Raw genomic sequence first — 14,750 nt, forward strand, 5'->3', positions numbered from 1 at the left:
ATTAGAATGAAAAAAATAGGCCTTCTCGGTGGCACTTTCAATCCTCCACATGTTGGTCATCTCATCATTGCGAATGAAGTGAGGCATGCCCTAGGACTAGACGAAGTGCGTTTAATGCCAACCGCGATCCCTCCGCATAAAATGAATCCGGCGGATGCTTCGCCAGAACAGCGAATGCATATGGTATCGCTATCTGTTGCACACATTCCTGGCCTTAAAGCCTCTTCATTCGAAGTCGATCATGGTGGTGTATCTTATACGTATGATACAATGAAACGATTGACGGAACATGAGCCCGAAAACGTCTTTTTCTTCATTATTGGCGGCGATATGATCGATATGCTTCCTAATTGGTATAATATTGAAGAGTTGTTGGAACTCGTGTCGTTTGTCGGTGTTGCGAGACCTGGGACGGATGGGAGAACTTCTTTACCGGTTACAATGGTTAACGTACCAGCGATTGATCTATCGTCGACGTTTATTCGTCAGCGGGTGGAAAGTGAAGGGACTATCCGTTTTCTTGTGCCAGATCAGGTAGCTGACTTTATTCATCAGGAGGGTCTGTATGGAAGTCAGGGATTTACGAAATGAAATAAAAAACAGATTGCCGCTAAAACGGTATGAACATGTATTGAGGGTCGCGGATACTGCGAAAAACTTAGCGGTTAAATTTAACGTGTCTGCCGAAAAAGCGGAACAGGCAGCGCTGTTTCATGATATTGCAAAATTTATGGAACCTGCGCATATGCGGGAAATTATTGAGAATGATGGTGACAGTAGAGAGTTTTCGCTTTTCGACTTTCATCATGAGCTTTGGCACGCATCGGCAGGCCGAATTATTGCCCGTGAGGAGTTCGGAGTTGCTGACCAAGATATACTAAATGCAATACGGTATCATACGACTGGAAGAGCAGGCATGTCTACTTTGGAAAAAGTTATATATATCGCAGATCTGATTGAACCGGGAAGAGAATTCCCCGGTATTGCACAACTAAGAGATACGAACGGAAAGTCCATACATGATCTGATGAACGATTGTGTGAGCCATTCCATATTATATCTGATCGGTAAAAGGGTGGCAGTTCATCCTGATTCGATCGATTGTTATAATGAACTTGTACAGAGAAAATGAACGAACAACTATGAAAAGGATCGTGAAAATATGCCAACATTATTAGAAACAGCTTATCAAGCAGTAGATGAAAAAAAAGGCCAAGATATCGTTGTATTGAATATGGAAGGAGTCTCACTTATTGCAGACCAATTCATCATTTGTCACGCAAACTCCGAACGTCAAGTACAAGCCATTGCACGTGAAGTGGCAGACAAAGCTTCAAAAAATGACTTTGAAGTGAAAAGGGTCGAAGGTCTTGATAACGGTAGATGGGTTCTAGTTGACCTAGGTGATGTAGTAGTACATGTATTCCATAAAGACGACCGTGGATACTACAACCTCGAAAGATTATGGGGAGACGCTCCACTACTTAATATGGCCAACGAGCGATGAAAGAAGCATATACGGATTTTGCACTTGTCTATGATGAATTGATGACGGACATTCCGTATGATAGTTATGTTGAGCTGATTGAACTGGCAACGGGTAGTCTTGAAGGTAAGCAAATTTTGGACGTCGGTTGCGGAACAGGGTTACTGTCAGTGAAATTGGCACGTAAAGGTGCTGAAGTGACTGCGATCGATCTTTCATCCGAAATGCTAGCGGTAGCAGAAAAGCGGGCACTCGATTTATCATTGCGAATTCAATTCAAAGAACAACCGATGCAGGAAATACGAGGAGAAGGAAGCTATGACGCTGCTGTCATAGCGATCGACTCCTTGAATTATCTACCTGAACGCCAAGACGTTGTGCAAACATTCAAAGGAATTCATTCAGCATTGAAATCCGGTGGAAAGTTACTTTTTGACGTTCATTCAACGTTCAAAACAGATACGATCTTCATGGAAGGGCCTTTCACGTTTGATAATGGGCACATTGCATACATATGGGAGACTGAAGAAGGCGATGCCGAGCATTCTGTCTATTCTGAGCTCGCTTTTTTCATCCGTGAAGACAATGGTCTTTATCGCCGTTTCGATGAAAATCACCAACAACGAACCTTTCAAGTATTTGAATATGTAGATATGCTGCGTGAAGCAGGGTTTACAGTCGAACGAATATTTGCGGATTGGGAAGATGAGCCTCCAACTGCAGAAAGTGAAAGAATATTTTATCAAGTTTACAAATGATGCTTCCTTTTTTCAGTTGAATCATATATAGTGGTGATGACTCCATATGAATGCCTCGCGGAAAGGGTGAAAACACTGCTTCCCAAGTTGGCAATGTTCAAATGGCGTAAGATCATCACCCCTATCGCAGCAATCGCTGTACTATCCGTCGTATTGTTCTTCCCCCGAGGACAAGCAGACAGTCAATTGACTGTCGCAAGCGGATTATCCCCATTAATTGAAGTAGAAGAACTGGAGATAGTTGAAGAAGAGACAATTATTTCTGTTCCGACCGCACCTGAGCCAATTGTAGTCGATGTTCAAGGAGCCGTCACACATCCTGGTGTCTATTCGCTCGTGGAAGGTGACCGGCTAATCGATGCAATTCATGCTGCAGGAGGTTATTTGCCTCACGCTGATTCGCGAATGCTCAACCATGCGATGAAGCTTGTAGACGAATTTTATATTTATGTTCCTATTGAAGGCGAGGAAGTTAGTCTAAGTGGAAGCATATTGACGACACCAGTAAAAGAAGAAGATCAAAAGTCTGTTAATAAAGTGAACATTAATCTAGCGGATATGCAAGAATTAATGACAATACCGGGCATTGGTCCGTCAAAAGCGGCCGCAATTATCCAATATCGTGATGAGAATGGCTCTTTTACGTCAACCGATAGGTTAATGGACGTTTCAGGAATCGGCCAAAAGACATTTGATAGGTTGGAGTCTTTTGTAACGGTCGATTAAATCAATGAAGCTGGAGGCATACATATGGAGCGTATTACATGGAATCAGTTTTTCATGGCGCAATGTCATCTATTGGCAGTCAGAAGCACTTGCACGAGACTTGCAGTTGGTGCAACGATCGTTAGAGATAATAGAATAATAGCGGGAGGATATAATGGCTCTATTTCAGGAGGCGAGCATTGTATCGATCAAGGTTGCTATGTAGTGGGAAATCATTGTGTACGTACAATTCATGCAGAGATGAATGCACTGTTACAGTGTGCTAAATATGGCAGTCCTGTAGGTGGGGCGACACTGTATGTAACGCATTTCCCTTGCTTGCAATGTTCAAAAGCAATTATTCAGGCAGGTATTAAGAAAGTCAATTACGCCACTGATTATAAAAATGACGAATATGCTATAAAATTATTCGAGCAATCCGGTGTGCAAGTCAGTCACATTCCTTTTGATGAAAGGGAAGTGGATTTCACTAAGGAAAGCAAAATCGAATTGATTTACGAACTACTCTCCGAGATGGAAACATTAGGAGCGCCGTCTGAAGAACTGATTCCCTTCAAAAGAAGGGTGGAGGACCTATTCGGAAGCTCGTCACACAAGTCCGTTTAATTTATATATGTATACCGGTAGCCGTATCGTCTTTCGCAGCATACGGACCGGTACATCTGTTAGCATTGAACCTACTCCTTATCCCCATTTTTCTTCGCAGAAAACATGATGTGCTGACACCGCTACTTGCTTCTTGTGCAGTACTAGTTTCCTATATATATTTCTCTTCACATTTACCTTATTATGACACTGAAAACGAGTTGAACGTTCTTCAGTTGACATGGTCGGACAACGTCAAAATAGACGGTGGTACGATGAAGGGGTTTGCGAAAGTTTCGTCAGGCGAAACCGTGTATGCAATTTATAAGTTCAATAGCGAACTCGAGAAAAAACTATTTCAGCAATCACATATACCTTCCTATACTTTCGAATTGCAAGGGGCTTTTCAAGAAATTCATCCCCCAGCGCATGAATATTCGTTTTCGATGCATCGTTATTTGAAAATGAATGGTGCTATAGGTGTATTCGAGTCGGAAACTATACTCGATTATTATAAAAAAACGGGCATAACCACGCTTTTGTCTAAGAGAAGATGGGATGTAAAACAACATATCCAACAGCGATTTCCAGAATCCCTTATCGTAGAAGCGGAAGCACTTCTCATAGGCGACCGTAGTGGTATGGATGAGGAACTGGCAAACAACTATAGGACATTAGGCATTACGCATCTCTTTGCCATATCGGGATTGCATGTCGGTCTGCTCACATTTCTATTGCGGTCTATCCTACTACGTCTGAAAATACGTGTAGAAACCGTGGATACACTGCTAATTATTTTGTTGCCTTTATATGCACTGTTGGCTGGTGGAGCTCCATCTGTCTGGAGAGCTGTCTCCGTGACGGTTCTACTATTGCTCACTACTTCTGGGCGGTTGCGGATGAGAACGGATGATGCGCTTGCACTAAGTGCTATCGGCTTCATTATCGTCCAGCCGTTTGTCATTTTCCAGCCAGGCTTTCAATTGTCGTACATGGCAGCTTTCTCATTAATTTTCTCTTCAAGAATTTTATCTACCGCTTCATCTGCAACCGGATTATCATTTCTTGTGACAACAATCACACAGCTCGCTTTATATCCAATTCTACTGTACCATTTCCATGAATTATCGTTATCATCTTTTGTAGTAAATCTTTTGTATGTACCTTTGTATTCCGTCATTATCTTACCGGCCAATATCTTGTTATTGCTTCTGACGTACTGCATGCCTCGGCTTGCACATATTCTGTTCGCTGTCTACGTTCCGTCTCGAAGTGTTATTGCGACATTCACGGAAATCCTGTCCTCATTTCCTTACCAAATGTGGGTGCCTGGTAGACCCTCCTACTTGTTGTCGGCGTTGGCAGCACTCGGAACATTATTGTTTTTTGTTGCGCTTGAACGTCGAGTAAAACCTATTAAAGCTATTCTGCTTGTCTTAATTCCTGCCTTACTTATCCAATTCGCACCCTTTACGGATCGACATGTAAGAGTAACGTTTCTAGATGTCGGACAAGGTGATGCGATTGTCATTGAGCTGCCGTATCGCAGAGGCGTTTATCTAGTCGATACAGGAGGAGTGGTCAGATGGGGTGAAGACAATTGGAGGACTCCCAGCAAGAAATTCGAAGTAGGTAGAAAAATCGTCATACCGTTTTTAAAAGGACGTGGAATTACGACTGTCGATAAAATGATCATTTCTCACGCAGACAGTGATCATATGGAAGCGGCAGATGAAATATTGGAAGAACTGACAGTGAAAGAAATCCATATATCTGCTGACAGTGAAAAAGAGAAAACGATGGAAGCAGTTGTGAGTATTGCGGCAGAAAAGAATATTCCTATGGTGCCGATTAACGAAGGAATGAATTGGGCTGTCAATGCTGTTGAGTTCCATTATATTGCTCCAGATGAAAGAAAATATAATGGAAATGATAGCTCTCTTGTATTGTTCATGAAGACAGAAGGACCTTCGTTTTTATTTACAGGAGATTTGGAAATGGATGGAGAAAAGCGAATTTTGAAAAAGTATGCAGGAATTGATTGGGGCGAAGTCATTTTAAAGGCAGGTCATCATGGCAGTAGGACTTCAAGTTCAGATGCATTTATACGTGAATTACAACCCGCACTTGCGATTCTTTCATATGGTAGGAAAAATAAATATGGACACCCTCATGAAGAAGTTGTGTCAACGTTCAATAAATATGAAATTCCTACAATCGCTACAGCGGATGTCGGTTCAATTACAGTGATCATTTCAAAAATAGGATACGAAATAATCCATTCACAAATAGAAAAGGCGGATTTGTCCACCCCATGATGGGACGGACAATCCGCCTTCTCTACATACGATTAAAATGCGACGAAGTCTACAATAGTAGCAATAACGAAAATTGCGGAAAAAGCAACAAAAGCTACAACGAAACCAACACCTGAATCTATTAAATCATTGCGTTTAGACTGTACGTCTTGTTCAAACTCATTCATTGCTACACCTCCTAATTCCTCTATAGTATAGATGATAACGGGAAAAAAATCTATATCTAACCTTCTTTTATAGCGAGTTTATGACAATCGACACAAAGTGTTCATAGTAGGTAAATGGTGAGGTATAATGAGTTTACGGTAAAAGGAGTGGTTCAGTTGGTAAACGCAATTTGGAAAAAAATTAATGAAGGCAATATCGAACCTGTCTATTTACTGACTGGAACAGAGCGATTTCTAATGGACATGACAATTAAACGCCTAATGAAAGGCTTACCGGATATCGATGCGGATTCAGTCATTAGAATTGACTTGGAAGAGACGCCAATTGAAGTCGTCATCGAGGAAGCCGACACATTGCCGTTTCTTGAAGAAAAAAAACTAATAGTCGCAAACAATGCTTCTTTTTTAAAAGCTTCCGACAAATCTAAAGAAAAAGTAATACATAACTTAACGTTGCTCGAAAAATGGTTAGATAACCCGTCTCCAACTGCTATTGTTGTTTTTATAGCGCCTTATGAAAAGCTTGATGGACGAAAGAAAATAACGAAAACGCTCCAACAAAAAGCGGTTGTCGTGGAAGCTATTGCACTAACAGGTCGTGATTTGCTGACATGGATTCAGCAAGAAGCAGGAACGAAAGACGTCAAAATCAGTCCTGAAAACGCTCAATATTTAGTTGATATGAATGGTGACAATCTCTTATCCCTTTCATCTGAACTGACGAAAATGGCGATGTATATGAATGGCGAAGGTGAAATTACAAAAGATACAATCGAACTGCTCGTACCTCGCCTACCGGAGATGGACGTTTTCCGATTAACTGAAGCCTATATGACAGGAAACGTTAAAGAAACAATTAAAATTTACCATGACTTGCTTCAAAACGGGGAAGAGCCAATAATGTTGACGTCTCTTATTGCTGGCCAAATACGTCTCATGATCCATGTCTCCTCATTAGGGAAAAAAGGCTATCAACAGCAACAAATAGCTAAAACATTAAATGTTCATCCGTACCGGGTAAAACTGATTATGGAAAATCGACGAATACCTAAAACGGAAAGATTACTACTCATATTGAAAAAACTTGCCCATATCGACTATCAGTTAAAATCAACGGGTGGAAAAAGAGAACGGGTACTTGAACTGTTTTTCATGGAACCATTGAAGTGAAAAAGAAAAGGTTGTCCAATCTGTCGACTAAACGACAGATGGACAACCTTTTTTCGTCCGGTTCCGAGCGCCAAACAATTGGCGCCTTCACCTTAGAAACTTATAGCGCCTTTTTTGTAAGACGTGCTTTTTGACGAGCAGCTGTGTTTTTGTGGATTAGGCCTTTGCGAGCAGCCGTGTCCAAATGTTTAACTGCAGATTTCAAAAGTTCACCTGCGTTCTCCTCTTTGTTGACGAGAGCATTGTCAGCTTTACGTACAGCAGTACGCATTGAAGCTTTGACATGTGAGTTCTGTTCATTAGCAGCGGCACTTTGTTTAACGCGCTTGATAGCACCTTTGATGTTTGGCATTCCATTCACCTCCAATTTCAGGTAAGGCAAGAGTGTTTCCATAATTACATTCGGATATCTCTATACAACATTAACATTTTAGCAAAACGAGAGCGATAACGCAATAAAAATATGCAAAGAATATTTCCTTGACACATCGTGCAAACTGTAAAATGAGGTGATTATATTGGAAAAACACGATTTTTTTCGAACAGATCTTCTTGTAGAGCATGAAGAGATGGTCAAGCATAGAACTGAACAGGAAAAGAAAACACTCAAAGAATCTGAAGGTATACTATTTGAAGAAAAGAGAACTGGCCGTGTCATTATTACATCCGTCAAAATAAATGCAGAAGGGGAGGAAAGAATCGGGAAGAAGGCAGGCACTTATTTGACGCTCACAGTACCTACACTTTTCCCGACAGATCAAGACGGTATGGAAGAGATGACTGAAGTTATGATAAGTAAATTGTCTGAGATGACAAGTGAAATTGCTAACTTTGAAAAAAGTAAAGTATTACTTATTGGACTCGGAAACCGTGAAGTGACACCAGATGCTGTCGGTCCCCTGACAATGGATCGGCTTAAAGAACTCGTTCCTCACTATTATTCTGATGATGGAAGTCGCTTGTTCGTCTATGCACCTGGCGTCACTATTCAGACGGGGTTAGAAACTGCAGACTTCGTCATAGCGATGACTCAGCAAATCGAACCGGATATTCTCATCGTCGTTGATGCATTGGCTGCGAGAGACAGTTCAAGATTATGCAAAACGATCCAAATAACTGATACCGGCATCCATCCTGGTTCAGGTGTCGGAAATAGCCGTAAGGAAATTTCAAAGGAGACGCTGGGAGTGCCTGTCATTGCTATTGGAATTCCGACAGTAGTGGATGGACCTGTCCTAATAGCAGACGCCATTAATACATTATTTAGCTATATTGGGTCTAAAATCGAAGAGGAAAGTCATCCTTCGTCAAGATTATCCGTGTCTCCTTGGTTGCGATCAGATAATAAAGATGCAGATCCAACAAAACTTATTCCTATTTTTGGTGATTGGGCATCCTGGCCACATGAGGAACGCATTCAATTATTCGAGGAAGTGCTATCAAATCATGATTTGAATACGTTCATCTCGCCAAAAGAAATCGATTCATGGGTGTATCAATATGCGGATTTATTATCAAAGGCATTGAAAGCGTGGATGGAAAAAAAATAATAAGTCATGCGCCCGTTTCTTCAAACATATAGTTGAAGACGGGGGGATGCCACTTGAAAAAGAACTTGCAAATTTGGACTGTAGTTATACTCACTCTATTCCTTTTCCCGGTTATCATTCAATTCATACCGGAAGAATCAAAGATCTCCAACTCAAAAATCATTAAAGAAAATGCGCTCATTGTCTATGCCTCCAATATCGTTGAAGAGGAAGTACCGGATGAGGAGCCAGAAATGATAGTTGAAGCCGAACCGGAACAAAAAATCGGGAATCTGTTACTTTATTTCACCCATTCGACAGAAGCTTACCAACCGATTACAAAAAACATTGATGGGAAGGTCGCGGTTTCTCATCATCAGACAGAAAATGTCATCCGTATGGGTGATAAACTTAAAGCCCAACTTGACTTGTATGGTTTGGAAACGGATACGTTTAAAAAAGCTGTTCCTTACACTCGTGCTTATCAAGATATGAGACCTTATGTGAAAAAACGGATTTCAGAAAAGGAATATGATCTTATCATTGATATTCACCGGGATTCTGTAGGACCTGAAAAAACGACACTCGTCCATGGTACTGAAAGGTATGCAAAAGTGGCTTTCGTGGTAGGAACAGATAATCCTAATTATAAAAAGAATGAAGCGATGACAAATCGACTGAAAGAAGAAATGGAAAAACGAATCCCTGGAATAACTCGCAATGTTATTCCAAAGGGTGGAGCGGGAGTCGATGGTAAGTATAACCAAGACCTGCATCCAAATATTATACTTCTTGAATTAGGCGGCATTGGAAATACCGAAGATGAGTTAAGTCGAACAATTGCAGTAATAGCTGAATCGATAAAGGAAATTATTGATCAAATAGAAGAGAAATGAACAGTAGGAAGCTTTGCGAATTATACATCGCAAAGCTTTTTAGCTAATTCCATTCTTTATCATTTTGCACTCATCTGTTAGACTTGAGAAGGCCTACATACAAATTGTAATAAGTGAAGCATGAAAGTAAGAAAATCTAACATGTTTATTAGTTATTTGCTATAATGCAAATAGCTTATATAGGAGTGAACTGACAGATGAATCATGAAGAACGAATGGCACGCCAAAAAAATATTAGAAATTTCTCGATAATCGCCCATATTGACCACGGAAAGTCGACGCTGGCCGATCGGTTATTGGAGAAGACTGAAACAGTTAGTTCGCGTGAGTTAAAATCGCAAACATTAGATTCAATGGATTTAGAGCGTGAACGCGGCATCACGATTAAATTGAATGCTGTGCAATTGACCTACACAGCAAAAAATGGCGAGGATTACACCTTCCATTTAATTGATACTCCAGGACACGTCGATTTCACATATGAAGTCTCACGAAGCCTGGCAGCATGTGAAGGGGCTATCCTCGTTGTGGATGCAGCCCAAGGTATTGAAGCACAAACTCTTGCTAACGTCTATCTGGCACTTGATAATGACCTTGAAATTCTACCAGTCATTAATAAGATTGACTTGCCTGCAGCAGATCCTGAAAAAGTGAAAAAGGAGATTGAAGACGTTATTGGTCTTGATGCCTCAGAAGCGGTTCTTGCCTCAGCGAAATCAGGCATAGGAATTGAAGACATCCTTGAACAAATCGTTGAGAAAGTACCAGCTCCATCCGGTGACCCTCAAGCACCACTAAAAGCATTGATCTTCGACTCGCATTACGATCAATACAAAGGTGTAATCGTCAATATCAGAATAGTCGAAGGGACTGTCAGACCGGGAGATAAAATCCGGATGATGGCAACAGGCAAAGAATTCGAAGTACTTGAAACAGGTGTTTTCACGCCGACTATTTCCTTAAGAGACGAATTGTCTGTCGGAGACGTAGGCTTTTTATCAGCCGCCATTAAAACTGTCGGGGATACAAGAGTTGGGGATACAATTACGACAGTTAAGAATTCTGCAGCTGCTCCGCTACCAGGTTATCGCCGTATGAATCCAATGGTTTTCTGTGGATTATATCCGATTGATTCATCTAAATATGTCGATTTGCGAGATGCCCTTGAAAAATTGGAGCTCAATGACTCGGCTCTTGAATATGAGGCGGAAACTTCTCAAGCATTAGGATTCGGTTACCGTTGTGGATTCCTTGGTCTTCTTCATATGGAAATCATCCAGGAGAGAATTGAACGGGAATTTAAAATTGACTTAATAACGACTGCGCCAAGCGTTATTTATAATGTAGTCTTGACTGATGGTACACAACTGAAAGTGGACAACCCTTCATTGATGCCGGATGCACAAAAAGTCGATCATGTGGAAGAGCCGTATGTTAAAGCGTCCATCATGGTGCCTAACGAATATGTTGGATCAGTAATGGAATTATGCCAGCACAAACGCGGTAACTTCAAAACAATGGATTATATGGATGCATCACGCGTCAATATCATCTATGAACTACCGCTCGCTGAAATCGTCTATGATTTCTTCGATCAATTGAAATCAGGCACAAAAGGATACGCATCGCTCGACTATGAACTAATAGGCTATAAAGAATCGAAACTTGTGAAGATGGATATCCTGTTGAACAGCGAACAAGTTGACGCATTGAGCTTCATCGTCCATCGTGATTTCAGTTATGAACGCGGTAAAGCAATCGTTGAGAAATTGCGTAAACTGATCCCTCGTCAGCAATTTGAAGTACCAGTTCAAGCTGCAATTGGACAAAAAATCGTGGCTCGTTCAACAATCAAGTCTATCGGAAAGAACGTACTTGCTAAATGTTACGGTGGAGATATTTCACGGAAACGTAAATTGTTGGATAAACAAAAAGAAGGTAAAAAGCGTATGAAGCAAGTCGGTTCTGTTGAAGTTCCGCAAGAAGCTTTCATGGCGGTATTAAAGATGGATGAGGACTAATACGTTCATTTTATAAATCGGGGTCCAATTTGGACTCCTTTTTCTATGCCTACTTGTCAATCATTTGTACAGTTTGAGTGTATGGGGTAAACTATCTTGATGTATAAAGTATGTTACGAAGCAGCAATCATTTTGCTGTAAGAAAGGAGAGAAAAACCAAATGCGAGGGTTGTATATTCATATTCCTTTCTGTCATCAAATTTGTCACTATTGTGATTTCAATAAAGTGTTTTTCAAAAACCAACCGGTTGATGAATATATTGAGTCGATTGATAATGAACTAGCTATAATGGTGCAAGAAGGCCATTCATTTAACAATGTTGAAACTGTATTTTTCGGTGGAGGAACACCAACTGCATTATCAGAAAAGCAGTTGGATCGATTGTTGGAAATTGTCCATCAATACATCGATGTTAAATCGTTGCGCGAGTTTTCGACAGAAGCGAATCCTGATGAATTAACGACTGGGAAGCTGGCCGTTTTGAAAAATGGACAAGTTGGAAGGTTGAGCATAGGTGTCCAATCATTTGATGAACAGCTATTGAAAAGAATAGGTCGTACACATGGCGCGAACGATCCAGTGAAAGTAATACAAGATGCGCGTGAAATTGGTTTTGATAATATAAGTATCGATCTAATTTATGCACTTCCTGATCAGACAATTAAACAGTGGAAAGATACGCTTGATATTGCGCTGGAGCTGGATTTGCCTCATTACTCAGGGTATTCCTTAATAGTCGAACCGAAAACGGTATTCTATAATCTTATGAACAAAGGAAAGTTACCATTGCCTGGTGAAGACGCTGAAACAGAAATGTTTTCCATGCTCATGGAGCGAATGGCGCAAGCAGGGAAGCATCAATACGAAATTAGTAATTTTGCAGTGCTTGGTCGAGAATCCATTCATAACCTCATCTATTGGGACAATGATGAATATGCAGGTATTGGAGCAGGAGCGCATGGTTATTTAAAAGGGCAACGGTATGCGAATATCGGTCCCCTAAAAAAATATATGGAAAAAACAAACGTCAATTTAAGACCTGTCATGGAAATCCATGAAGTCACACCGACTGAATCAATGGAAGAAGAGATGTTTTTAGGATTACGAAAAATGGAAGGTGTCTCTATGGGAGCTTTCCAATCTAAATTCAATCTTCAATTGACAGAGGTTTATGGATCTGCGTTGAAAGACTTGAGTGGGAAAGGTCTACTCGAACTTACAGAAGACCGTGTCCGCTTAACACGCAAAGGGATTTTCAGAGGAAATGAAGTGTTTCAGGAATTCCTGAAATGATTTAGAGTTAAATCGTTGACATGTACAATTCAATTTGATAAATTATGAGTAGTATTAGCACTCGCTTAATAAGAGTGCTAACAGGAGTGATGATTATGTTGACAAACAGACAATTGCTTATATTGCAACTGACGGTTAACGATTTCATCGAATCCGCTCAACCTGTCGGATCTAGGCAGTTATCGAAGAAAGCGGAGGCGCCTTTCAGTCCGGCCACAATCAGAAATGATATGGCAGATTTGGAAGATCTAGGTTATTTGGAAAAAACGCACACTTCCTCTGGGAGGGTGCCATCTGAAAAAGGATATCGATTTTATGTCGATCATTTATTGACACCGGAAAAGCTGACATTGGAAGATAGTGTTCAATTACGTTCCATCTTTCAAGACCGCGTAGGTGAGACGGAGGAATTGATTCGAAATTCCGCAAAGATCATATCCGAATTGACCAATTATACGTCCGTCCTTCTTGGACCGGACATGTCAATGCATTCAGTGAAAAGATTTTCCATAGTACCTTTGGATACAACTAAAGCAGTGGCAATTATCGTCACAGATAACGGTCATGTTGAAAATCGGATGTTTGACGTGCCTTCAGGTATGATTGCATCGGATATCGAAAAGATGGTTAATATTCTAAACGAACGTCTTGTCGGTACGCCCTTAAGCTTCCTTCAGAACAAACTGGCCCACGAAGCGAAAACAGTCTTTGAACAGCATGTACACCATGCGGGGGATTTGTTTGCATCATTCCAACGGGCAATGACTATTAAACCTGAAGAACGTCTGTATTTCGGCGGGAAAATGAATATGATGAAACAGCCAGAATTCAATGATTTTCAAAAGATGAAACTGTTCTTTGAAATGATGGAGAATGATGTACCTGCGATGACTTTCTTTCAAGATGATACAAAAGGCATTCACGTTCGAATCGGATCCGAAAATAAAAACAATGCAATGGAAGATTACAGCGTCATCACAGCCAACTATGCTGCAGGTGATAACGTTGCGGGAGCCATTGCGATTATCGGTCCTAAACGTATGGATTATGGCAGAGTCATCACAATGCTTGATGTTTTGAGTGAAGATTTATCTAACGCGCTTGGCAAACTGACGATAGGCGGCATTGGATTGGATAGGAGGAAAGAATAATGGCAGATGTTAGCGAAAATAAAGAAAACATATCAGATGTGACTGAAAAAGAAGCAGTTGATATGAATGTAGCGGGCGAGTCAGAAAGCGTAGACTTGTCAGAGGAAATGACTGAATCTACAACAGATGAATCTATGGATAATGAAACAGGGAATATCGATCCGAAAGATCAGAGAATCACTGAATTGGAAGAAGCTCTTAAAGAAGAAGAAAATAAGGTGTTTCGCGCGTTAGCGGACTTTGAAAATTTCAAAAGAAGAGCTGCGCTTGATAAGGAAGCGATGAATAAATATAAAGCTCAAAGCATTTTAACGGGGCTTCTACCTGTCCTTGAAAACTTCGAAAGAGCTCTTGCGGTTGAAGTGAAATCGGATGATGCGAAATCGCTGTTGACAGGCATGGATATGATTTACCGCAATCTATTGGATTCATTGAAGAGTGAAGGCTTAGTCGAAATAGAGGCTCTTGATAAGGAATTTGACCCTAACTTCCATCAGGCGGTTATGACTGATAATGATCCTGATAAGGATTCGAATATCGTGCTTCAGGAACTTCAAAAAGGGTATATGCTAAAAGATCGTGTCCTTCGACCGTCAATGGTCAAAGTGAACGAATAAGTGTAACCAATCATAATTAAATTAATCTATGG

At 40.7% G+C, this 14,750-nt stretch carries 16 protein-coding genes; 14 read left to right on the forward strand and 2 right to left on the reverse strand.

What is annotated here, in order from left to right:
• Positions 1-6 precede the first annotated feature (6 nt).
• The 7 genes from H9649_RS00750 (at position 7) to H9649_RS00780 (ending at position 5,873) form a co-directional block, all read left to right on the forward strand.
• Complete coding sequence (locus H9649_RS00750; protein ID WP_191692737.1) at positions 7-591, forward strand: nicotinate-nucleotide adenylyltransferase; 585 nt, start codon at positions 7-9, stop codon at positions 589-591.
• A complete protein-coding gene (yqeK, locus tag H9649_RS00755) occupies positions 566-1,132 on the forward strand; it encodes a bis(5'-nucleosyl)-tetraphosphatase (symmetrical) YqeK (protein WP_191692738.1) in 567 nt (188 codons plus the stop codon). Before H9649_RS00750 ends, yqeK begins: the two co-directional genes overlap by 26 nt.
• Before the next feature lie 30 nt (positions 1,133-1,162).
• Positions 1,163-1,507, forward strand: a complete 345-nt coding sequence (rsfS, locus tag H9649_RS00760) for a ribosome silencing factor (protein ID WP_191692739.1) — start codon at positions 1,163-1,165, stop codon at positions 1,505-1,507.
• Positions 1,504-2,244 (forward strand): class I SAM-dependent DNA methyltransferase, encoded by a 741-nt coding sequence (locus H9649_RS00765; RefSeq protein WP_191692740.1) that lies wholly within the window; start codon positions 1,504-1,506, stop codon positions 2,242-2,244. The genes rsfS and H9649_RS00765 overlap by 4 nt, the downstream gene beginning before the upstream one ends.
• Positions 2,245-2,337: 93 nt before the next feature.
• Positions 2,338-2,970: a helix-hairpin-helix domain-containing protein gene (locus H9649_RS00770; protein ID WP_225229593.1), complete on the forward strand. Its 633-nt coding sequence runs from the start codon at positions 2,338-2,340 to the stop codon at positions 2,968-2,970.
• A gap of 24 nt (positions 2,971-2,994) precedes the next feature.
• Entirely contained in the window at positions 2,995-3,576 is a 582-nt protein-coding gene (locus H9649_RS00775) for a ComE operon protein 2 (RefSeq protein WP_191692741.1), read from the forward strand.
• Positions 3,577-3,686: 110 nt separating this feature from the next.
• Entirely contained in the window at positions 3,687-5,873 is a 2,187-nt protein-coding gene (locus H9649_RS00780; RefSeq protein WP_191692742.1) for a DNA internalization-related competence protein ComEC/Rec2, read from the forward strand.
• Between the two features lie 32 nt (positions 5,874-5,905).
• Here the strand turns inward: H9649_RS00780 and H9649_RS00785 are convergent, their stop codons facing one another.
• A complete protein-coding gene (locus H9649_RS00785) occupies positions 5,906-6,040 on the reverse strand; it encodes a YqzM family protein (RefSeq protein WP_191692743.1) in 135 nt (44 codons plus the stop codon).
• 156 nt (positions 6,041-6,196) lie between these two features.
• Here H9649_RS00785 and holA point away from each other — a divergent pair, with 156 nt between their 5' ends.
• Positions 6,197-7,210, forward strand: a complete 1,014-nt coding sequence (gene holA, locus H9649_RS00790; protein ID WP_191692744.1) for a DNA polymerase III subunit delta — start codon at positions 6,197-6,199, stop codon at positions 7,208-7,210.
• A gap of 100 nt (positions 7,211-7,310) precedes the next feature.
• Here holA and rpsT read toward each other — a convergent pair whose 3' ends face one another.
• The gene (gene rpsT, locus H9649_RS00795; RefSeq protein WP_191692745.1) at positions 7,311-7,562 is read right to left on the reverse strand and encodes a 30S ribosomal protein S20; all 252 of its coding nucleotides are present in this window, start codon (positions 7,560-7,562) and stop codon (positions 7,311-7,313) included.
• 166 nt (positions 7,563-7,728) lie between these two features.
• Between rpsT and gpr the strand changes: the two genes are divergently transcribed.
• The 6 genes from gpr to grpE all read left to right on the forward strand — a co-directional run bounded on the left by gpr (position 7,729) and on the right by grpE (position 14,718).
• The gene (gpr, locus tag H9649_RS00800) at positions 7,729-8,760 is read left to right on the forward strand and encodes a GPR endopeptidase (RefSeq protein WP_191692746.1); all 1,032 of its coding nucleotides are present in this window, start codon (positions 7,729-7,731) and stop codon (positions 8,758-8,760) included.
• A gap of 53 nt (positions 8,761-8,813) precedes the next feature.
• On the forward strand, positions 8,814-9,635 hold the full coding sequence (gene spoIIP, locus H9649_RS00805) for a stage II sporulation protein P (RefSeq protein ID WP_225229594.1): 822 nt from the start codon (positions 8,814-8,816) through the stop codon (positions 9,633-9,635).
• Between the two features lie 197 nt (positions 9,636-9,832).
• A complete protein-coding gene (gene lepA / locus H9649_RS00810; RefSeq protein WP_191692748.1) occupies positions 9,833-11,656 on the forward strand; it encodes a translation elongation factor 4 in 1,824 nt (607 codons plus the stop codon).
• A 160-nt stretch (positions 11,657-11,816) separates the two neighbouring features.
• Complete coding sequence (hemW, locus tag H9649_RS00815; RefSeq protein WP_191692749.1) at positions 11,817-12,950, forward strand: radical SAM family heme chaperone HemW; 1,134 nt, start codon at positions 11,817-11,819, stop codon at positions 12,948-12,950.
• Positions 12,951-13,045: 95 nt separating this feature from the next.
• A complete protein-coding gene (gene hrcA, locus H9649_RS00820; protein WP_191692750.1) occupies positions 13,046-14,101 on the forward strand; it encodes a heat-inducible transcriptional repressor HrcA in 1,056 nt (351 codons plus the stop codon).
• On the forward strand, positions 14,101-14,718 hold the full coding sequence (grpE, locus tag H9649_RS00825; protein WP_191692751.1) for a nucleotide exchange factor GrpE: 618 nt from the start codon (positions 14,101-14,103) through the stop codon (positions 14,716-14,718). Before hrcA ends, grpE begins: the two co-directional genes overlap by 1 nt.
• Positions 14,719-14,750: the final 32 nt, after the last annotated feature.

The sequence above is a fragment of the Sporosarcina quadrami genome (genome assembly GCF_014836615.1).
In the GTDB taxonomy this organism is placed as follows: Bacteria; Bacillota; Bacilli; order Bacillales_A; family Planococcaceae; genus Sporosarcina; species Sporosarcina quadrami.